Source organism: Streptomyces vulcanius (assembly GCF_042653945.1).
Lineage (GTDB): Bacteria > Actinomycetota > Actinomycetes > Streptomycetales > Streptomycetaceae > Streptomyces > Streptomyces mangrovi.
Genome location: NZ_JBHSFK010000009.1, coordinates 207,831 through 227,699, shown reverse-complemented (window position 1 = coordinate 227,699; position 19,869 = coordinate 207,831). Strand labels below are relative to the sequence as shown.

The window sequence follows — 19,869 nt, the reverse complement described above, 5'->3', positions numbered from 1 at the left end:
AAAGTCACACAGGGTCCAACCTCGGCCGACCGGATCCGCCCGAGGCGCGCGTAGTGGGCGTCTGCCATGCGGCGCTCGAAGTCGGCGAAGGCGGCCAGCCGGGGGAAGGACAGGTAGTCCACGACCCGCGCCGAGTCCATGACCGCCGTCCAAGCGTTGCCCTGGACGCCGATGACGTGGGCGGCCTGCTCCTCGGTCATCCCGGCCGGACCGGTTCGTCGGGGCCGTCGTGCTGGGGCGCGACCGCCTGGAGGGGCTGGAGGTGGTGGCCGGCAGGGTGTCCACGGAGGATTCTCCGAACCAACGAGCTCGTAACAGGATCATGGGTGGGCCTTCTTGAGGTGTCGCCAGCAGATGAGGCTGCATGGCTGTCGCTCGCGAAGCTCAGCCGTGTGGCCTGCCTGCTACCGGTTGGCCACGAGGAAGTCCTTCAGGATCTCGACAAACCGCGCCGGCTGCTCCTCGGCCGGGTAATGGCCGCAGTCGTCGAGGACGACCCCCGTGACGTCGTCGGCCGCCAGCCGCATCGTCTGGGCGGCATTCGCGCCGCTCCACAGCGCGCCGCCGACGGCGAGCACCGGCAGCGTCAGCCGGGTCTTGCTGCGCTGCTCGTTCTGCGCGATCGTCTCGTCCAGCGCCCGGTAGTACGCGAAGCTCGCCCGCAGCGCGCGAGGATCCGCGGCGATCGCGTCGACGTAGACGTCGACGGCGTACGCGGGGATCGCGGTCCGCGTGGCGGCCTTGGTGGCGAACTGCCAGCCGAAGAAGAGCCGCTCCCGTCCCCGGACCAGTTCCTCGTTGAGGTCGGTGAGCCGGTTGAAGCCGAACTGCCAGAGCTTCAGGTTGACCGCGGCGGGGCCGAAGAACGGCGGGGACGGCGTGAGACCGGGGATCACTGCTTCGAGGATGGCGAGCCGGCCCACCCGCTCGGGGTGATCGGCGGCGAGGGCGTAGCCGGTCCACGTACCGATGTCGTGGCCGACCACGTCGAACCGGTCGTGCCCGAGCGCGGCCATCAACGCGACCAGATCGGCGGCCAGCGTGCCGGCGTCGTACCCGTCGTCGGGCTTGTCGGAGAGCCCGGCGCCGCGCGAGTCGACGGCGACGACGGTGTGCTCACGGGCGAGCGCGGGCATCACTTCCCGCCAGGCGTACCAGGTCTGGGGCCACCCGCCGATCAGCAGCAGCGCCGGGCCGTCCCCACCGGTGACCGCGTGCAGCCGTAGCCCGTTCACCTCCACGAACCGGCTGGTGAAGACGTCGAGGAATCCGTCAGGCAGTCGTAGCGAACGCAGGCTTGTCATGCCGGCGACCCTACCCATCTTTGAACGATCGGTACAAGATGTGTAGGCTGACGGACCATGGCAGGCCGCAAGCAATTCGACGTGGACGAGGCGCTACGACGTGCGATGCACGTCTTCTGGCGCTGGGGTTATTCGGAGGCCTCGATCGATCGCCTGACCGAGGGCACGGGCCTGGGCCGGGGCTCGCTCTACGGCACCTTCGGCGACAAGAGCGCCCTCTTCCGCAAAAGCCTCCAACGGTACGCGCAGACCTACCACCCGCTGTACGAGCAGGCACTGTCCGGCCCCCACCCGAGCCCGAGCGCCGTTGTGGCCGCCTACCTGCAGGTCGCCCTGAACCGCATCGCCGACCCGACGGTCCCGGACGGCTGCCTGGTCACGGTGTCGGCAACGCAGTTCCCGGCGCTCGACGCGGAGGGCCGGGCGATGGTCCGCGCCATGATCGACGGTCTGCGGGCGAGGCTGGAGCAGGCGTTGCTGGCGGCGGGGGCCGGTGAGCAGGAGGCGGCAGAGCTGGCGTTGTGCACGCTGGCGACGAACAAATCTCTGGCGGTGCTGAGCCGCGCCGGCTTCTCGGGCGAGGACCTGGCAACCGTCGCGGCAGCCGCCGCCAAGAATGCCAAGGCTCTGCCGAATCGACCGGCCGAACCGTCGGGGCCGTGATAGGCGGGAACGGCTCCGTTGCCAATGGATCTGCAGAGACCTTGGGGCAGCCGGCGGCTCGGCGCCCTTGCGGGAGATGACCGGCATGATCCGGCGTGTGCGCAGTTCACGGCGGACCACCCGGGAGTCGTACGCCTTGTCGCCCAAGACGGACTCGGGGCGTCGACGGGGACGGCCCGGACGCCCGGCCACCGGCGGGATGCCGTCGACGAGGGCGAGAGTCTGCGTGATGTCGTTGACGTTCGCCGCAGTCGTGATGACGTGGAGCGGAGTGCCCTTCCCGTCGCAGATCAGATGGTGTTTGCCGCCAGTCTTCCGCCGGTCGACCGGCGACGGACCGGTCGCGTCTCCCCTTTTCTGGCGCGGACGTGGGAGCCGTCCACGCACGCGCGGGTCCAGTCGAGTTCGCCGGCCGCGTTCAGCTCCGCGAGCAGGATGCGGTGCAACCTGTCGAAGACGCCTGTCTGCTGCCAGCGGTCCAGGCGCCGCCAGCAGGTCTGCCCCGAGCCGAACCCCAGTTCCAGGGGCAGGAGCTGCCAAGCGACGTCCTGGTGCAGGACATACAGAATGCCCTGCAGACACAGCCGGTCCGCCATCGGCTTCGGCCCCGGAGACCGCTCGGGCCAAGGCGGCAGCAACGGCTCGATCAGCGCCCACAAGTCGTCGTCCACGATCCACGGCCGAGTCGTCACACCCACCCGAACGATCAGACCGTCACAACAGTCTCGCCCGACCAGGACCGTTCAACAAGATCGTGTTACGAGCTCAACAGCCGAGCTACCTGTGCAGCTGTGCCGGCTGGCAAACTACGCAGCATGACTACTCGACTCATCGACGACCTCCGTGCAATTAATGACGGATTCCCCGCAAGCAGATTAGAAGAATGGCCTCATATCCCTTGTCCAACATGCAAGCGGGGCGGCTTGGTCCTCGTGAGAGGCTCCTTGCACAGCGAAGAATCCAATGCCAGTGCTTCATTGATGGATCAAGGGAGATGGCATCCCGGTGGGGTCTATGGCAAGTTTCATTGCCACTTGAGGTGTCGAAACAAATCCTGTGATCTCGTGTGGGCTGCCGGGGAGATGAAACAGCATCCGGATTTCGATGATCACGGCAACTACGATGACTACTATGAGCATCTGTATCCAAAGTTCTTCATGCCCGCCCTGCCGCTGGTCGAGATCCCCAACGCGTGCCCTGAGCCGGTTCAAGATCGCATCGGTGCGGCCTCGAAGATCCTCTGGGTCGACCCTAGTTCGGCGGCAAACCGGCTCCGGTCTGCCACCGAGGCGTTGATGGACGACCAGGGGATTCCGAGAAAGTATGCAGACCGACACGGGAAGATCCGGGACGCCACCCTTGACCGGAGGATAGAGGCATTCAAGAAGGCCAAGCAGGAATACGCGGACGCCGCCGACCTGCTGTTGGCGGTCAAATGGATCGGCAATGTCGGGAGCCATGAGGACCGCTTGCAGATCCCTGACGTCCTGGACGGCGTCGAGATGCTGGACTTCACGCTCGAACTGATCTATGACGACAGGCGAGATGAAATCAAGAAGAAGGCGGCTGCGATCACTGCCCGAAAAGGGATTCCAAAGAGGGCCAGAGGCGTGTGACCAGACAGCCCCTTCCGGCCTTGCGTTGATGCGCGCCTTGTCTGGACTGACGACGGCTCAGTGGCTGTGACCAGCGCGGTCGCACAATGCCTAGTCGTCGAGCTCGGTGAAGAGAGTCAACTGAAGAGCGCCCGGTGCCTCAAGCCGTGAGTTCAGTGAGTTCCAGGGGGTGCGCGTCGGCTCGGCGACCACCTGGGCTCCGGCGGCGGCCAGCTTCGACGTGGTGGCGACGGAGTCGTCGACCTGGAAGGCGACCCGGATGGGGCCGGCTACTCGCCGCCCGACCTCGACTTCGTCGATGAAGGCAGCGTGGTTGGGATCTGTCAGCTCCAAGGTGGCCCGGCCGGCGTCAAGGATGGTGACGCGTCCGTCGGGAGAGGTGAACGCGCCGCGCTCGGTCAGGCCGAGGACGTCGCGGTAGAAGTGCAGCGCCTCATCGTAGTCGGCTGCCGTGACCACTAAGCGGAGTTCACGGACGGCGGGTTCGTCGGTCATGCCAGCTCCTCTGAGATCTCGAGTACTGACTCGGCAACCCGGTGATCGGCCTGACGATTCCCCGGCCGGATGGCTTTGACGATCTCGCAACCGCTGCACGACCGTGCCGGTCGCACGCCCTACGTGCTGTCGGCTCCGGGGTCGACGGACGGGACGGCATCGACGGCATCGACGTCGTCGACGTCCCAGCTGGCCAGGATGGGCAGGAGCCGGGCGGTGGGCGAATGGGGTTCGGCGGTGTAGACGATGAGCATCTGGTCCGCGTCGTGCGGTGAGACGACGATCTCGATGTCGAAGGACAGGGCTCCGGCGGTGGGGTGCCGGATGCGCTTGGAGACGGACGTGTAGTCGCGGACGGTGTGGTCCTCCCACCAGCGGGCGACGTCGGCGTCGGTGGCGCGCAGTTCCTCGACGAGGGCCAGCAGCGCCCGGTCGTGCGGTCGGCGGCCGCTTTCCCTGCGCAGCGTGGCGACGGCGGCGGCGGCGACTTCGGGCCAGTTGGTGATCCGTTCACGGGCGACCGGGTCCTGGAGCAGGTAGCGCATGAAGGAGGTGCCAGGCTCCAGGGGGCGGCCGAGTACGGCGCGCAACAGCGTGTTGCGGGCGAGCACGTCTCCGCGGTGGCCGAGCAGCAGCGCCGGGACGTGGTCGAGCGTGCGGATCAGACGCAGCATGCCGGGGTCGGGACGCTGGGCCGCCGGCGCGTGCGTCTGACGGCGGGGCGCGGGGGCGGCGAGGTCGTGCAGGTGGGCGCGTTCGACCTGGTCCAGGCGCAGCGCGCGGGCGAGGGCGTCGAGGACCTCGGTGGAGATGTTCGCCTGGCGTCCCTGTTCGAGCCTGCTGTAGTAGTCCGTGCTCAGGCCGGCCAGGAACGCGAGTTCCTCGCGGCGCAGGCCCGGAACGCGCCGGTCGCCGGGGAACGCTGTGATTCCCGCCTGGGCGGGGGTGAGGCGGTCACGGCGGGAGCGTAGGAAGGCTGCGAGCGCGGCACGGTCGGAGGACATGTCTCCAGGGTAGGAGCGATGGCTGGGGAGTGGGTGGTCCTGTCATGCCTAGGTACGTCCTGACCTGGCCCGATGCCGCACGCGGCCGTAGACATGGAGGCATGACTTCCACCTCTGTGAACCCCGGCAACCCCCTCACCCCCGCCGCCCGTCTGGCGGGGCGCACCGCCCTCGTCACCGGCGCGACCAGCGGGCTCGGTGCCGCGATCGCCCGGACGCTGGCCGGCGAGGGCGCCCATGTCGTCGTCAGCGGCCGGGACGCCGCTCGCGGCAAGGACGTCGTCGAGGAGATCCGTGGCGCCGGCGGCCGTGCCGACTTCGTCGAAGCGGACCTGGCAGGCAGCTACGAACAGCTGCGTGCCTTCGCCGCAGACGCCACCTCCGCCCTCGGCGGGCGCGTCGGCATCCTGGTCAACAACGCGGGCCTGTACCCGACCACCGCGACCGCGGAGCTGCCCGACGCCGACCTCGACGCCATGCTCGCGGTCAATGTCCGCGCCCCGCACGTGCTGGTCGGCACCCTGGCGCCCGCCATGGCCGAGCGCGGCAGCGGAGCGATCATCAACCTGGGTTCCTGGATGGCCCGGGTCGGCAATCCCTTCGGGGCGATGTACACCGCGACCAAGGCCGCCGGCGAGCAGCTCACGCGCGCCTGGGCAGCCGAGTTCGGGCCGCGCGGCGTACGCGTGAACGCCGTGGCGCCCGGCGTGACGCTCACCGAGGGCAACGAGGCACAGCGTGAGCTGATGGACGCGATGACCGCCCCGACTCCTGCCGGTGAGGTGCTTCAGCCCGACGACATCGCTCAGGGAGTCCTGTACCTCGTCTCCGACGCCGCCGCCAAGGTCCACGGCGTCACGCTCTACATCGACGGCGGAATCTCCCACACCCGCCTGAACTAGAGCTGCCGCGAGGCACCAACACCGCAGGACAAAGAACCCTTCAGGAGACCCTCGTGACAACCGCAACCGCACTGCCTCCCCTCGTCAAGAGACTGAGCCTCATATCGGCCGCCATGCTGTTCGGCGCCGGTCTGGGCTGGATCGCCCTGCCGTCCACACTCGTCGATCTGTTCGGCGTTCCGCTGGCAGACGAGTCGCACGCCTACGCCACCCTCAAAGGCATGGAGGACATCCTGCCCGCACTGCTGGTCGGGCTGTTCGTCATCCAGAACAACCGCCGGGCGCTGCGCACCTCCCTGTACGTCATGCTGCTCCTGCCCATGGTGGACAGCACGCTTGTCGTGATCGAAAAGGGCCTGACGACGGCCCTTCTGATGCAGCTGCCGTATGTGCTCGTTCCGCTCGCGGCCGCACGTCTCCTCGGTGAGTCCGCTCGCGTCCCTTCCGCGGCAGGAGCCGTCAGCGGGTGAGTGGGTGACGGCCACCACGTACAGGGCGAGGTCGTCGGGTTTCCTGCTGTCGGCTGCCGCTGAGGCCGGCGCGGCACGTTGGATACGCCGTACAACGCCGTCACGGTTCCGCCCTCCTCATGACGGGGCGACGACCTGGGCGCCTGCGGGAGCGTTGCCGCAAGTAGGGACCGCCAATCCATGGACAAACTCTCCTCTCCCGCCCTTGCAGAGATGCTTTTACGGTCGGTACTGCACCTCCCGGCTGGTGGGGCGACGCTCCGCAGCCGGACCGCCTCGGGGCGCGCGAACCAACTGTGTCCAACCCCCTGGAGATGACCATGAAGACCTCTGTCTCTCGCCGTCAAGCCGCCCTGGCTGCTGTCGGCGCGATCACCGCAGTCACGCTCACCGTCGCGGGTACGGCCTCGGCCAGTCCGGAGTCCGGTGGCAGAGACCACCGCCCGGAGAGCCAGGTGCAGCACAACGAGCGCGTCGCCGTTGCCTTCCTGGACCTGGCCTTCAACAAGAAGCAGCCCCAGGCGGCCGCGGACCGTTACGTGGGCGCGCGGTTCATCCAGCACAACCCGCTGTCCGCCGACGGTACGAAGCCGTTCGTCGAGTACGTGACGTGGCGGACCACCCTGTCGCCGGAGCTGAAGTTCGACTTCAAGCGGGTGTTCGGCGAGAAGAACCTGGTGGCGGTGCACTACAAGAGAACCTACGACGCGACCGACCGCGGCGCCGCGGTGATGGACATCTTCCGGTTCGCGAAGGGCAAGATCGTCGAGCACTGGGACGTCATCCAGGACATCCCCGAGACGTCCGCGAACGACAACACCATGTTCTGAGCAGCTGCCGTCCTGTCGACCAGTGAGCTCTCGACTCGCCTTTGGTCATAGGCCGTACATGGTGCGGAAGAACTGGTCGATCTCCCGGCGGCCGGGGGCCGGTTGGGCCAGTGTCTCGGTGCCGGGGGCGCGCAGTCCGTCGAGGAGTACGCCGACACAGCGGTCGGTCAGGTCCGCCGTGGGGCCGTCGTCCTCGGCATCGGGCAGGCGTGGCGGGATCGAGTTGAGCATCAGTACGACGTCGTAGGCGGTCACGTCCTCGCGCATGGCTCCCGCGCGCTGGGTCCGGGCCACCAGGTCTTCCAGGGCGGTCAGGAGCTGTGTACGGATGGCGGCCAGTTCGGGGCCCGGCTCCTTGGCACGGCCGCGGGACACGGGGAAGAGCTGGCTGCTGCGCAGCCGCACCATGTGGCGCACCACCCGGGTGAAGGCGCTCCACGTGGCCGGTTGTTCGGCCACGGCGCGTTGCACCTCGGCCAAGCTCTCCTGCATCACCTTGACGGCGATGTGCTCCACCAGGGCGGTCTTGTTCGGGAAGTGCCGGTAGATGGTGCCCATGCCCAGGCCGGAGCGCCGGGCGACCTCGGCGATCGACGCCTGGTATCCGAGGTCGGCGAAGACGTCCTGGGCGACCTGGAGGATCTGCTCGACGTTCTGACGGGCGTCGGCGCGCAGCGGTCGCTCATCAGGGGGTGTGGACGGGCTCATGAGACTCCGATGTCAGCCACCGTACGATGTGGCAGGAAACTGATTCTCCGGTCGACGGGGATCTCCTAGGAGTCGTCGCGGGTCTGTTCGTCGAGTGTCCGTTCCAGGTAGTCGAGGTCCTGGCGCAGTAGCGCGAGGGCGGCCTTGGGGCCGGGAGTGTCGGGGGTCCTCAGGGTGGTCTGCTGCACCATGGCCACCGTTAGTTCCGCGATCTGGTCCGCGACGTCCTCGGGGCTCTGGCCGTGCTCGCCGCCCGGGTGGTACCACCAGGCCACCCAGTTGCACATCCCGGCGACCGCGAGTGCGGCCGTGCGTGTCTCGACCGGACGGAACTGTCCTTTGAGGACGCCTTCGTCGATCACCTGGATCAGGTGGCGCAGGGTGCCGCGCTGGGCGGCCCGCTGGGCCTCGGCCACCGCCGGCGGAAGGTCCGCCTCCGAGCGCAGCAGCAGCTGGAAGCGGCTCGGCTGGCTCGCCCGTTGCAGAGTGATCAGGTGTGCGATGCGGCGCAGCCGGTCCGAAGGATCAGCTGCGGTGTCCGCCGCGAGGGCCTCGATCTCCGTCGCCGGCCCTTCGGTCATCTCCTCGACGAGCTTGGCCAGCAGCTCGTCCTTGCTCTTCACGTAGTAGTAGAGGGCCGGGCGGGTGATGCCCATGGCCTCCGCGATGTCCCCCAGGTTGGTGCCGGCGAAGCCTCGCTCGGCGAACAGCCGGGACGCCTGCTCGAACATCTCGTTCTCGACGAGCTCGCGCCGGGCCGAAGGCCGACCGGCCGAAGTCTCCTTCGCCCCGCTGGTGGGTGTGGACTCGGCTGCGGTCTTTCGCGTGCTTTTCGTCATGAAGACGATGGTAGCGACGCCGGACACACTGGAGTTGCATAAATTCTTTGCTGATAGCGAATTTTTGACGTTGAAGTAGTTCGGGTCGGCCTCGGCTCGTCGCAGGTCAGGAGAAGGAGGTCAGCAGTGCGCGGTACTGCTTGCCCGCGGTCACGACGTCCTCGTGCGGGACGCCGAAGTCGGTGCCGTACAGCTTGAAGACCGGCTGTATGTCGAACTGGCACAGGCGCAGTGTGCTGTCCCAGTTGTTGAGCAGTTCCTCGGCGGTACGGCCGACCAGGCCCTCGCAGGTGTAGTGGTCCTGTGTACCGCCGATGGTGACGACGACCATGCCCTTCTTGCCGGCCGTCCGGCTCCGTCTGCCCTCGTAGTTGAAGGCCCAGCCGTAGGTCAGGACGGTGTCCTGCCACTGCTTGAAGAGGGGGGTGGTGTTGTACCAGTACACGGGGTGCTGGAAGACGATGACATCGTGCTGGGCGATCAGGTCCCGCTCCGCGTCGCCGTCGACGGCGAAATCGGGGTACGTGGCGTAGAGATCGTGCACGGTCACGTGGTCGAGGTCCTTGACACCGTCGAGCAGCGCCGCGTTGTGCTTCGACCGGGACAGATCGGGATGGCCGACGAGGATGAGTACTTTCGACATGGTGGGCCGACCTTTTCGTTGTTTCCGGGGGAGGGAATCGGAGTCGGTGCCGGAAGGGTTCGTCTGTGCGGCGGCGCCGGTCACCCGGGACTGCTGCCGTCCGGTGGGCGCGTGTTCTCCCCCTCCCTGATGACTCGTACGATCCCGGAGAAGTCCTCGTGCGCCCCCGCGCCCTGGGCGAACTCCGCGTACAACTCGGCTGCGCGCAGGCCCAGTTCGGCGTTCACCCCGCCGGCCCGGGCGGCGCTCGCGGCGAGGCCCAGGTCCTTGGCCATCAGTGGGGCGGCGAAACCGGGCCGGTATCCGTGATTGGCGGGGCTCGTCGGAACCGGGCCGGGTACCGGGCAGTTGACCGTCAGTGCCCAGCACTGTCCGGAGGAGGTGGAGGCCACGTCGTAGAGCGCCTCGTGGGACAGGCCCAGGCTCTCGGCGAGTACGAACGCCTCGCTCACCGCGATCATGGAGATGCCCACGATCATGTTGTTGCAGATCTTGGCCGCCTGGCCGGCGCCCGGGGGACCGCAGTGCACCACCTTGCGGCCCATGGCCGCCAACAGCGGTTCGGCCTGCGGGAGATCCTCCGCGCCACCGCCCACCATGAAGGTCAACGTGGCGGCCTCGGCACCGACCACACCCCCGGACACCGGCGCGTCCAGGGCGCGGTGACCGGCCCGGACGGCGGCTTCGTGGGCAGCGCGCGCATCGGCCACGTCGATGGTCGAGCAGTCGATGAACAGGGTGCCGGGCGCTGCCGCCGCGAGCAGTCCCTCCTCCTGGTAGACGGAGAGGACATGACGGCCGACGGGCAGCATCGTGATCACCACATCCGCGCCCGCCGCGGCCTCCGGCGCAGCCCCGACCACTTGGACGCCCGCCTCGGCTGCCGCCGCCCGCGCTTCGGGGGCCAGGTCGAAGCCGCGTACCCGGTACCCGGCCTTGACCAGATGGGCGGCCATCGGTCCGCCCATGTGGCCGAGACCGACGAAACCCACGTGTGCGTTCACTGGGGCACCTCCTGTACGAAGTCGTCGAGGGCGATGGTGAGTTCCCGCTCGCCGAGCGGGGCGAAGAAGCGCGCCACGGTGTCGTCCGTGACATCGCGCAGGGAGGCGGGGGACCAGCGTGGGGCGCGGTCCTTGTCGATGATCCGGGCCCGGATGCCCTCCACCAGATCGGGAGAGGCAAGGGCCGCACACGACACCCGGTACTCCTGCTCCAGCACACGTTCCAGCGAGTCCAGGGAACGAGCCCGGCGCAGCGCGGCCAAGGTGACCTTGAGAGCGGTGGGTGACATGGTCAGGATCGTGTCGGCGGTGGCTTTCGCCTCCGGGACGCCGCACCCGAGCAGTCGGTCCACGATCTCCTCGACCGAGTCCGCGGCGTAGCAGTGATCGATCCACTCGCGGTGCCCGGACAGTTCACCGGCCGGTGGCTCCGCGGCGTAACGGGCGAGCCCCTCGGGCACGGGTGCTCCGGCGAGGGAGGCGAGGAGCCCCGGCACCAGTACGGACGGCACGAAGTGATCGGCGAGCCCGCAGAGGACGGCATCGGCCGCGCCGACCGGAGCGCCGGTCAGCGCCAGATGCGTACCGAGTTCGCCGGGCGTGCGTGCCAGCAGATACGTGCCCCCCACGTCGGGGGCGAGGCCGATGGCGGTCTCGGGCATGGCGACCTGCGAGCGTTCCGTGACGATCCGTACGCTGCCATGGGCCGACACGCCGACCCCGCCGCCCATCACGATGCCGTCCATGACGGCGACATAGGGCTTGGGGAAGCGGGCGATCCGGGCGTTGAGACGGTACTCGTCGGCCCAGAAGGCAGCCGACGCCCTGCCGTCCCCGGTGCGCGCGTCGTCGTGGAAGAGGCGGATGTCGCCGCCGGCGCACAGGCCCCGCTCTCCCGCGCCGGTCATCACCACCGTCGCGACAGCCGGGTCGCGCGCCCAGGCGGCGAGCGCCGCGTCGATCGTGCGGACCATGGGGTGGGTCAGGGCGTTGAGCTTTTCGGGTCTGTTGAGAGTGACATGGCCGGCCCGGCCTTCGACCCGCAGCAGTACATCGGTCTCGGCGACGTCACCGCCGGCCGAGGTCATCGGACAGTCCCCGGCGTGCCGTGGGCGACAGCGAAAGGCATGATCGTCTCGTTTCCTTCGCTCCCTGCCGCTCAGTGCATGTCGGTGGGGCGGACCATGACGTCGTTCACGGTGACGCGGCGTGGCCGGGTGACGATGTACTCGATCGCGTCGGCGATGTCCTCGGGCCACAGCTTCTCCACGTTCGCCAGCCACTGCTCGAAGTGCTCCCGGACGACCGGCCGCTGGTGGTCGAACAACTCGGTGTCCACGGCGCCGGGTTCGACGATCGAGACCCGCACGTTGTGCGGAGCGGCCTCCTGGCGCAGGGCTTCGCTGAAGGTGTTCACGCTCATCTTGGTCGCGGCGTAGACGGCCGCACCGCCGCGGGCCGTCCGGGCGGCGCCGGAGCTGACGTTGACCAGGTCGGCGACCCGGCGCGAACTGCTCTCCGCCCCGCTGATGAGGTGGGGGAGGGCCGCGTGCGAGACGTACAGCAGCCCCATGAGGTTCAGTGAGACCATCCGCTCCCACTCCTCCACGGGTGCCTCGTCGGCGGGGCCGGTGAGCATCACCCCCGCGCAGTTCACGACGGTGTCCAGCCGTCCCAGCTCGGTCATCGTGCGCTCCACCGCGGTGGACGCCTGCTTGCGGTCGGTGATGTCCGCGTCCACGACCGTGACGGTGCCTCCCGCCGCGCTGATCTCGTGCGCCAGTTCCGTCAGCCGGTCCTTGCGGCGCGCCACGAGTGCGACGGCGGCACCCCGTGCGGCCAGTTGCCGGGCCGCGGCCCGGCCGATGCCGCTGCTCGCGCCGGTGACCATCGCTACGGTGCCGTCCAGTTGCTCAGCCATGTGTTCGGTACTTCCTTCCGAGAAACGCGGGTTGAGGAATCTGCCGAAGAGATGAAGAAGGGAGGAGGGGCCCGGCCGCTCGCCATGGATCACCCGGCGTCGGCCGGGGTGATGTTCTTGTTGTGGCGGAGCAGGTTGCGCGGATCCCAGGCCGTCTTGACCTCGGTCAGACGGCGGAACTTCTCCGGGCTGCCGTGGACACCACGGCGCCACTCCTCACCCTGGTCGTCGGTGAGGTTGGTGTAGCCGTTCGCCAACGCGTGCGGGCGGACCGCCGCGAGCGTGGCCTCGGCCCACTCGTCGTACCGCGCGTCGTGCTCCGGCGCCTGCCACATGGTGACGGCCTCCCACAGGAAGGCGGCGCCCTCGCGGGAGAAGGCGACGGCGTCCTCGTCGACGTCCTCGGAGATCGCGCCGCCCAGGCACCACACGTTGAACGTCGTGCTCGCGTCGGGGTGGCGCGGTGCAGCGGCGGCACGCTCCAGCAGGACGTCGATGACGTCGTCGGTGAGAGCGGGGAGGTATCCCCCGCGAAGGGTCATCCGTACGCCGTAGGGGGCGATGGCGTCGAGCATCGAGTTGGCCTGTACCCACGGGGTCCTGGCGACCAGATTGGCCACGGAGTGGCCGAGGGCGGCGAGGGGTTCGATCACCTTGTCCGCCGTTTCCGGGTCCCCGGTGTACACCGGGACGAGGACCAGCACCGGCCGGCCGTGCGCCTCCTTGGGCAGGGCCGGCAGCGGGGGTGCGTCGGTGATCGCGATCAGCAGCCCGAGTTCACGGGGGGCGTCCGCCATGTGACCGGGAATCTTGGCGAGGATGGAGGCGGCCTGGTCCCCGGGGAAGATGATCTGCCCGCTGACGACGTCGGGGCCCACCCGGTGGGCCTGGAACTCGAACGCGGTGACGACTCCGAAGTTGCCGCCACCGCCTCGCAGTGCCCAGAACAGCTCGGGGTTCTCCTTCTCGTCCGCGCGGACCCTGCGACCGTCGACGGTGACCATCTCGCAGGCCAGCAGATTGTCGACGGTCGCTCCGAAGCGGCGCATGAGGTGCCCGATGCCACCTCCGAGAGTGAGTCCGGCGACCCCGGTGGTGCTGACCGTCCCGGCCGGCACCACCAGACCGTGCTGCTGTGTGGCGGCGTCCAGTTCCCCGAGCAGCACACCGGGCTGTGCCCGCACTACTCGCGTCTCCGGGTCGACACTGAGCGCCCGCATGCCGGACAGGTCGACGACCAGGGCACCGCCGGGCATCGCCAGGCCGTCCGACATGTGGCCGCCACCCCGCACGGCGACCGGGATGTCCCCGGCGGACGCGTACCGCAGGACGGTGACGACGTCCTCCTCGTCCGTGCACCGCGCGATCAACGCGGGCCCGGAGTCGGCGGCACGGCCGTTGTACACGGCCCTGGCCTCGTCGTAGCCGTCGTCACCGGGGCGGAAGACGGCGCCGCGGAAGTCGGCGGGGAAGTCGAGGTGCGGGTTCGAGGTAGGGGTCGTGCTCATACATGCCTCCAGGCTGGATCACTTCAAGCTAAACGGAAATTGAATTTCCGTTTACGGGACGAGGCTAACGCAGCTCCGGATGATCTTCGGCTTGGGTCCCGAGCCCCTTGCGTCCCCGAGTCCGTCGGGTCCGAGGGTGCTTACCGCCACTCAATGTGTCGACGGTGTCAATTATCTAACCGTAGTGTCGATGGACGTCAAGGTGGCGGGACGGCGAATTTAACGACGCGTTGACACGTCGTTCGCACTCGCGCTCACGGCAGCAGCACCAACCGTCCCCGCACTCCGCCCTCCGCCAGTCGGGCATGCGCCCGCGTCGCCGCATCGAGGGAGAAGGTCTCGGCGACCCGGGTGGTGAGGGTCCCCGCGTCGAGTAGCGCCGTCAGCTCCGCGAGCCGCGCGCCGTCCGCCGCGACCGACACCGTGGCGGTCCGTATCCCCCGCACCGGAGCCGGTTCGGCCTGCGTGACCACGCCGGTGTACGCGCCCTGGTCACGTACCCACTCCAGCGCCGGGGTGCCGACGACCGCCGCGTCCAGGACGGCGTCGTGCGGGGTCGCCGCACTCCCGCGCACCGCGAAACGGGCCGCACCCAGCTCGGTCACGAGTTGCTCGTCGGCCTCGCCCGCGAGGGCGGTCACCTGGATGCCCTGGTGCGCCGCCAACTGCACCGCGTAACCGCCCACGGCGCCCGCCGCTCCTGTGACCAGCAGAGTCTGCCCGGGGCTGAGGTCCAGCAGGTCGAGGGCCTGGGCGGCGGTCAGGGCGTTCAGCGGCAGCGTGGACGCGTGCACCGCGTCCACGGTCTTCGGCGCCGCCGCCACCGCTGTCGCGTCCACGACCACGTACTCCGCGTGCGTGCCCAGGGCTGTCTTCAGCACACCGTGGTGGAGTGCGACCACCGCGTCGCCCACCGCCCAGTCGCTTCCCGGACCGGTCGCGTCGACCGTCCCCGCCGCGTCCCAGCCAAGGCCGAGCCGCACGCCGTCTCCGCCGACCGCGCCGGAGCGGACCACCGCGTCCACCGGGTTCAGCGCCGCCGCGGCGACCTTGATCCGTATCTGTCCGGCAGTCGGCTCGGGTACTTCCGTCTCCACGATCCGCACGACCTCGGGTCCACCGAAAGCCGTCACGACAGCAGCACGCATGGTGTTTTCTCCTCTTGGGGGTGTTGGGTCTTTCCGGGTGCGCGTGGCGAGTGCGGCTACTGGAGCTGGCCGAGAACCGTGGCCTGGTCGTACAGGCCCCAGTGCTCGGCGATCCTGCCGTTCTCGATGCGGCGGACACGGATCTCCGCGAAGCGGACCCGCTTGCCGGTGGCCGGGATGCCGTAGAACTCGGTGCCGGTGTGGGTGCCGACCGTCTCGAAGTGCAGAACCAGCCGATCCCCGTCGACGACGGTGTTGACGGGGGTGAGGGTGGCGTCGGGGAACGCGGCGAAGAACGCTCCGATGACCTCCCGGTACCACTCGATCCCGACGTCGCCCTGCGGTTCGTGGGAGACGAAGTCCGGCGCGTGCAGGGCGACGAGTCCGTCGAGGTCGTGGGCGTTGGCGAGACGGAAGTGCTCGTCGGCGAGACGACGCAGCGCCTCGTCCGTGGTCGGCGTGGCGGCGGTGATGCCGGTGGTGGTGGGTACTCCGTCGGTGAGTTGCTGGAGGAATCCCGCGAAGTCGAGGTCCGCCCAGTGCTCCACGATGTGGCCGTCCTCGACCCGGTCGACGGCCGTTCCGGTCAGGAAGGCGGTCCTCCCCGAGGCGGGTATGCCGGAGAACTCCCCGGTGTGTGTTCCGCCGAGGCGGTAGCGGGTGGCGACCTTGGCTCCCTCGGCGACCTGGTCGAGCACGGTGAGCCCGAAGTCGTCGAAGGCGGGGAAGAGCGTCCTGTCGACGGCGAGCCATGCCGTGCGGTCGTACGCGCCGCCCATCACGTGGTTGACCAGTTCGGTGGAGACGTACTTCTCGAAACTCGCGTCCAGGTCCCTGTCGTTGTAGCTCTCGTAGAACGCGCGGGCGGTGTCCTTGGCGGTCTGGCTGTCGCTCATGAGGTCCCTCTCGGAGCCGGCCGATTATCGGAGCCGGCCGATTATCGGAGCCGGCCGATTAAGTGACGCAGGTGCGTCACTTGCCGAACGGGGCATCCAGGGCTGTTATTCCGGCCCCGTACGATCAGGGCATGAGTGAGTCCGGACTGCGTGCGGATGCCGAGCGGAACCGGCAGCTGATCCTGGCGGCGGCGCGGGAGCTGTTCGCGAGTGAGGGGGTCGGCGTCTCGATGCGGCAGATCGCGCTGCGGGCCGGGGTCGGCGAACCCACCCTGCGCAGGCGGTTCGCCTCGAAGGGCGCGCTGCTGGCGGAGACCTTCCAGGACCGGGCCACCGCGTACGCCGACCTCGCCGAGCAGGCGCTGGACGACCCCGATCCCTGGCACGGGTTCGTGACGTTCGTCGAACAGGTCGCCGGCATGCAACTCGCCGACCGCGGCTTCACCGAGGTACTCACCATGAGCTTCCCCGAGTCCATCCGGTTCGCGAAGGAACGGCGGCGCGCGTATACGGCGTTCCAGCAGGTCATCGCTCGCGCGCAGGAGGCGGGCCGGCTGCGCGAGGACTTCGTCCCCGAGGATCTGATCATGCTGCTCCTCGCCCACGCGGGCGTGGTCGCGGGTGGCGGCGGGCAGGCGGGCCGGTTCTCCGCCAGGCTCATCGCCTACCTCGTGCATGCCGTCAAGGCGACCGCGGAGGCGGAGCCGCTGCCCCCGGCGCCCTCGGCCGCCGAAACCTACGGGGAACTGCGTCGGCTGAGTCGTTCCGCCGGGTCCGCGAAGGACCGGCCGAGCTAAGTGGAATACATGCGCCACTTATGCGGTTCTCCCCGCCGTGAACCCTTGGGGAGAGGACTGATACGGCATGGAGATCGGCGCATTCACCTTCGCGGACGTCGCCATCGGACCAGGTGTCGACGCCGCACGGCGCGTTCCGGAGCTGATCGAGGAGATCGTCCTGGCCGACCAGGTCGGCCTTGACGTGTTCGGCATCGGCGAGCACCATCGCGCCGGCTTCGCGGCGCCGGCACCCGCGGTGATCCTGGCCGCCGCCGCAGCCCGTACCCGGAACATCCGGCTGACCAGTGCCGTGACCGTTCTGAGCTCGGACGACCCTGTGCGCGTGTTCGAGCAGTTCACCGCCGCCGACCTGGTGTCCCGGGGGCGCGTCGAGATCATGGCGGGACGCGGGGCCCTGCTGGACTCCTTCCGGCTGTTCGGCCAGGACGTACAGGACTACGACGCACTCTTCGCGGAGAAGCTCGACCTCCTCCTCGCGCTGCGCTCCGGCAAGCCGGTCACCTGGTCGGGCAGGTTCCGCGCTCCGCTGGTCGACGAGCTGGTCCTGCCCAGGCCCGTCCAGGATCCGCTTCCGGTGTGGCTCGGGGTCGGCGGCAATCCGGGTTCGGTCGTTCGCGCGGGCCGACTGGGCCTGCCGATGGCGCTGGCCATGCTGGGCGGTCACCCTGCCCGGTTCGCTCCGCTGCTGGATCTGCACCGCCAGGCGCTGGAGCAGTCCGGTCACGCCCCGCAGCCGGCTGCCGTCACCCTGCACGGCTTCGTCGCCAGGACGTCCCAGGAAGCCGCCGACACCTACTACCCGGCGGACGCGGAACTGTTCGCGTCGGTCGCCGCCGAGCGGGGCATGCCACCGATGACCCGCGCCGAGTTCGACGAGAAGGCCGGCCCACTGGGTGTCTACGCCGTGGGATCGCCGCAGCAGGTCATCGAAAAGCTCCTGCTGCACCACGAACTCTTCGGTCACCAGCGCACCCTGATCCAACTCGCGGTGGGTTCCCTGCCGCATCTCGAACTGATGCGGGCCATCGAACTCCTCGGGACGGAGGTCGCCCCCGTGGTCCGGGCCGAGGTCCGGCGGCGGACGGCCGCCCAAGCTGACTCCGCTCTCGCGCCGCGACGGAATTTGACGTGATCGATAATTAAGTGACTAGGGTGTTGATGATGGTGGCGTGACGGGGTTAGCGTCTTTCACACAGCGTTTGAACCAGGTGAAAGGTGGCACGCCATGCCCCGTGACGCAGTGGTCGTGGAAGCGGTGCGGACGCCGATCGGCAAGCGCAAAGGCGCGTACGCGGACGTTCATCCGGTGGACCTGTCGGCGCATGTGCTCGACGCGCTGACCCACCGGTCCGGCCTCGACCCGGCGCTGGTGGACGACGTCGTGTGGGGCGTCGTCGAGCAGGTCGGTGAGCAGGCGTTCAACCTGGGCCGGAGTGCCGTACTGGCGGCCGACTGGCCGGAGTCGGTCCCGGCCGTCACGGTGGACCGGCAGTGTGGATCGTCGCAGCAGGCGGTGCACTTCGCCGCCGCCGGAGTGATCTCGGGTCAGTACGACATCGCCGTGGCCGGCGGTGTCGAGTCGATGACGCGGGTGCCGATGGGGACCGCCTCCGGCGGAGACCTGGAGAGGCCGATGGGTCCGATGGCCGTCGCCCGGTATGCCGGGCAGCGGATCCACCAGGGGCTCGGCGCCGAGTTGATCGCCGAGAAGTGGGGGCTGTCGCGGCAGCAGTTGGACGAGTACGCGGCCGTCTCCCACGCGAGGGCGGCGGCGGCCATCGACTCCGGAGCCCTGGACAGGCAGTACACCTTCGTACCGGGGACCGGGCTGACCGCCGACGAGGGCGTGCGGCGCGGGACGAGCGTGGAGAGCCTGTCGACGCTGAAACCGGTCTTCAAGGAGGACGGCGTCGTCCACGCGGGGAACGCGTCGCAGATGTCCGACGGCTCCGGCGCCCTGCTGATCATGACGTCCGAGCGGGCCCGGGAGCTGGGGTTCAAGCCTCTGGTACGGCTGCACTCGTTCGCGTTGGCCGGGGACGACCCGGTGATGGTCCTGACCGGACCCATCCCGGCGACCGCCAAGGCCCTCGCGCGGTCAGGTCTGTCGATCGGCGACATCGGGGCGTTCGAATGCAATGAGGCGTTCGCCCCGGTCGTCCTGGCGTGGATGGCCGAGACCGGCGCCGACCCGGCGCTGGTGAACCCGCTCGGCGGAGCGATAGCCGTCGGCCACCCCCTCGGCGGCTCGGGCGCGATCCTGATGACCCGGCTGATCCACCACATGGTGGACAACAGGATCCGCTACGGACTGCAGACCATGTGCGAGGGCGGCGGGCTGGCCAACGCCACCATCCTGGAACTGATCGCATGAACTAGGTCGTGTGCCTCGGCCTGGCCCCGAACTTCCGCGTGGCACGCGAGGCTGTGCCGTACGGGGCGGCGCTGTCATGTCTGTGGCGAGGCGCAACGGACGCGGCCGGACCCGTCAGGGCGTGCCGGTGAGGTTGCCCATCACCTGGTACATCTGCTGCGAGGTCAGCGGCCCGGTGGGGAGCGGGTGGGCGGCCTCGGTGCGCAGGCCGTCGAGCATGAAGGCGGCACTGCGGCGCCAGGCGTCGGGGGCGGTGTCCTTGGCGGCGCGGGCCAGCAGGGCGTTCGTGCCGAAGATGAACAGCAGGTCCTCGCGGGTGAAGTCGGGGCGCAGGGCGCCGGCCTGCTGGGCGCGTTCGATGATGCGCGCGGTGGCGGCGTAGGAGCGTTCGCAGACGGTCATCAGGCGCTCGGCGCCCGGGTAGCGGCCGGCGACCACGTCACCGATCGCGGGGTCGGTGGCCTGCAGCTCGCAGAGTGTCTCGATGTAGTACGCGAACCCCTCCCAGGCGTCTTCCCGCGCCAGGGCCTGCTCGGCGGCCTCGTCGAGGCGGGTCGCCGCCAGGTCGGTCACCACCTCGTCGATGAGCGCCTCGCGGGTGCCGAAGAGGTTGTAGAGGGTGCCGTGGCTCACGCCGGCCCGGCGGGCGATCTCCTTCAGGGGCGCCTGGAGGCCACGTTCGCGGAAGAGCTCGGCTGCTGCTGTGCGCAGCTTGTCCGCGTTGCGTTGCGCGTCGGCCCGCAT

At 69.1% G+C, this 19,869-nt stretch carries 22 protein-coding genes and 2 pseudogenes; 8 read left to right on the top strand and 16 right to left on the bottom strand.

Annotated features, from left to right (window positions below; genetic code table 11):
* Positions 1–92: 92 nt before the first annotated feature.
* Together ACFPIH_RS16395 and ACFPIH_RS16390 are read right to left on the bottom strand one after the other, a co-directional pair.
* Positions 93–200: pseudogene (locus ACFPIH_RS16395) on the bottom strand (family 20 glycosylhydrolase); the annotation flags it as partial.
* A gap of 204 nt (positions 201–404) precedes the next feature.
* A complete protein-coding gene (locus ACFPIH_RS16390) occupies positions 405–1,304 on the bottom strand; it encodes an alpha/beta fold hydrolase (RefSeq protein WP_381172311.1) in 900 nt (299 codons plus the stop codon).
* Between the two features lie 57 nt (positions 1,305–1,361).
* On the opposite strand from ACFPIH_RS16390, the gene ACFPIH_RS16385 reads away from it, so the two are divergent.
* The gene (locus ACFPIH_RS16385) at positions 1,362–1,967 is read left to right on the top strand and encodes a TetR/AcrR family transcriptional regulator (protein WP_381172314.1); all 606 of its coding nucleotides are present in this window, start codon (positions 1,362–1,364) and stop codon (positions 1,965–1,967) included.
* Positions 1,968–2,096: 129 nt separating this feature from the next.
* Here the strand turns inward: ACFPIH_RS16385 and ACFPIH_RS16380 are convergent.
* Both ACFPIH_RS16380 and ACFPIH_RS16375 read right to left on the bottom strand, forming a co-directional pair.
* Positions 2,097–2,354 (bottom strand): annotated as a pseudogene (locus ACFPIH_RS16380) (transposase); the annotation flags it as partial.
* On the bottom strand, positions 2,258–2,659 hold the full coding sequence (locus ACFPIH_RS16375; RefSeq protein ID WP_381172316.1) for a transposase: 402 nt from the start codon (positions 2,657–2,659) through the stop codon (positions 2,258–2,260). The pseudogene ACFPIH_RS16380 and the gene ACFPIH_RS16375, both read right to left, overlap by 97 nt.
* Before the next feature lie 390 nt (positions 2,660–3,049).
* Between ACFPIH_RS16375 and ACFPIH_RS16370 the strand changes: the two genes are divergently transcribed.
* Complete coding sequence (locus tag ACFPIH_RS16370; RefSeq protein WP_381172318.1) at positions 3,050–3,583, top strand: DUF4145 domain-containing protein; 534 nt, start codon at positions 3,050–3,052, stop codon at positions 3,581–3,583.
* A gap of 90 nt (positions 3,584–3,673) precedes the next feature.
* On the opposite strand, the gene ACFPIH_RS16365 is transcribed toward ACFPIH_RS16370, so the two are convergent.
* Entirely contained in the window at positions 3,674–4,078 is a 405-nt protein-coding gene (locus ACFPIH_RS16365; RefSeq protein ID WP_381172320.1) for a VOC family protein, read from the bottom strand.
* 119 nt (positions 4,079–4,197) lie between these two features.
* Positions 4,198–5,082: a helix-turn-helix domain-containing protein gene (locus ACFPIH_RS16360; RefSeq protein ID WP_381172322.1), complete on the bottom strand. Its 885-nt coding sequence runs from the start codon at positions 5,080–5,082 to the stop codon at positions 4,198–4,200.
* Between the two features lie 101 nt (positions 5,083–5,183).
* Here ACFPIH_RS16360 and ACFPIH_RS16355 point away from each other — a divergent pair, with 101 nt between their 5' ends.
* The 3 genes from ACFPIH_RS16355 to ACFPIH_RS16345 all read left to right on the top strand — a co-directional run bounded on the left by ACFPIH_RS16355 (position 5,184) and on the right by ACFPIH_RS16345 (position 7,284).
* A complete protein-coding gene (locus ACFPIH_RS16355) occupies positions 5,184–5,984 on the top strand; it encodes an SDR family NAD(P)-dependent oxidoreductase (protein ID WP_381172324.1) in 801 nt (266 codons plus the stop codon).
* A 53-nt stretch (positions 5,985–6,037) separates the two neighbouring features.
* Positions 6,038–6,454 carry a DUF4267 domain-containing protein gene (locus ACFPIH_RS16350; RefSeq protein ID WP_381172326.1) on the top strand — a complete coding sequence of 139 codons (417 nt, stop codon included), beginning with the start codon at positions 6,038–6,040 and terminating at the stop codon, positions 6,452–6,454.
* 320 nt (positions 6,455–6,774) lie between these two features.
* Complete coding sequence (locus tag ACFPIH_RS16345) at positions 6,775–7,284, top strand: nuclear transport factor 2 family protein (protein WP_381172328.1); 510 nt, start codon at positions 6,775–6,777, stop codon at positions 7,282–7,284.
* A 45-nt stretch (positions 7,285–7,329) separates the two neighbouring features.
* Here the strand turns inward: ACFPIH_RS16345 and ACFPIH_RS16340 are convergent, their stop codons facing one another.
* From ACFPIH_RS16340 to ACFPIH_RS16300, 9 genes are all read right to left on the bottom strand, one after another.
* Positions 7,330–7,992 (bottom strand): TetR/AcrR family transcriptional regulator, encoded by a 663-nt coding sequence (locus tag ACFPIH_RS16340; RefSeq protein ID WP_381172330.1) that lies wholly within the window; start codon positions 7,990–7,992, stop codon positions 7,330–7,332.
* 65 nt (positions 7,993–8,057) lie between these two features.
* A complete protein-coding gene (locus ACFPIH_RS16335) occupies positions 8,058–8,831 on the bottom strand; it encodes a TetR/AcrR family transcriptional regulator (RefSeq protein WP_381172332.1) in 774 nt (257 codons plus the stop codon).
* A 106-nt stretch (positions 8,832–8,937) separates the two neighbouring features.
* Positions 8,938–9,474, bottom strand: a complete 537-nt coding sequence (locus ACFPIH_RS16330) for an NAD(P)H-dependent oxidoreductase (protein ID WP_381172335.1) — start codon at positions 9,472–9,474, stop codon at positions 8,938–8,940.
* 80 nt (positions 9,475–9,554) lie between these two features.
* Positions 9,555–10,478: a 3-hydroxyisobutyrate dehydrogenase gene (gene mmsB / locus ACFPIH_RS16325; RefSeq protein WP_381172337.1), complete on the bottom strand. Its 924-nt coding sequence runs from the start codon at positions 10,476–10,478 to the stop codon at positions 9,555–9,557.
* Positions 10,475–11,566 carry an enoyl-CoA hydratase/isomerase family protein gene (locus tag ACFPIH_RS16320; RefSeq protein WP_381172339.1) on the bottom strand — a complete coding sequence of 364 codons (1,092 nt, stop codon included), beginning with the start codon at positions 11,564–11,566 and terminating at the stop codon, positions 10,475–10,477. Before ACFPIH_RS16320 ends, mmsB begins: the two co-directional genes overlap by 4 nt.
* A 71-nt stretch (positions 11,567–11,637) precedes the next feature.
* Positions 11,638–12,399 (bottom strand): SDR family NAD(P)-dependent oxidoreductase, encoded by a 762-nt coding sequence (locus tag ACFPIH_RS16315; RefSeq protein ID WP_381172341.1) that lies wholly within the window; start codon positions 12,397–12,399, stop codon positions 11,638–11,640.
* A gap of 89 nt (positions 12,400–12,488) precedes the next feature.
* A complete protein-coding gene (locus ACFPIH_RS16310; RefSeq protein ID WP_381172344.1) occupies positions 12,489–13,907 on the bottom strand; it encodes an FAD-binding oxidoreductase in 1,419 nt (472 codons plus the stop codon).
* 254 nt (positions 13,908–14,161) lie between these two features.
* Complete coding sequence (locus ACFPIH_RS16305) at positions 14,162–15,055, bottom strand: NADP-dependent oxidoreductase (protein WP_381172346.1); 894 nt, start codon at positions 15,053–15,055, stop codon at positions 14,162–14,164.
* 56 nt (positions 15,056–15,111) lie between these two features.
* A complete protein-coding gene (locus ACFPIH_RS16300) occupies positions 15,112–15,951 on the bottom strand; it encodes an ester cyclase (RefSeq protein ID WP_381172348.1) in 840 nt (279 codons plus the stop codon).
* 131 nt (positions 15,952–16,082) lie between these two features.
* On the opposite strand from ACFPIH_RS16300, the gene ACFPIH_RS16295 reads away from it, so the two are divergent.
* The 3 genes from ACFPIH_RS16295 (at position 16,083) to ACFPIH_RS16285 (ending at position 19,125) form a co-directional block, all read left to right on the top strand.
* A complete protein-coding gene (locus tag ACFPIH_RS16295) occupies positions 16,083–16,748 on the top strand; it encodes a TetR/AcrR family transcriptional regulator (RefSeq protein ID WP_381172350.1) in 666 nt (221 codons plus the stop codon).
* Between the two features lie 67 nt (positions 16,749–16,815).
* Positions 16,816–17,883, top strand: a complete 1,068-nt coding sequence (locus tag ACFPIH_RS16290) for an LLM class flavin-dependent oxidoreductase (RefSeq protein ID WP_381172352.1) — start codon at positions 16,816–16,818, stop codon at positions 17,881–17,883.
* A gap of 93 nt (positions 17,884–17,976) precedes the next feature.
* Complete coding sequence (locus ACFPIH_RS16285; RefSeq protein ID WP_381172354.1) at positions 17,977–19,125, top strand: thiolase family protein; 1,149 nt, start codon at positions 17,977–17,979, stop codon at positions 19,123–19,125.
* A 114-nt stretch (positions 19,126–19,239) separates the two neighbouring features.
* On the opposite strand, the gene ACFPIH_RS16280 is transcribed toward ACFPIH_RS16285, so the two are convergent.
* On the bottom strand, positions 19,240–19,869 hold the full coding sequence (locus tag ACFPIH_RS16280) for a TetR/AcrR family transcriptional regulator (RefSeq protein WP_381172356.1): 630 nt from the start codon (positions 19,867–19,869) through the stop codon (positions 19,240–19,242).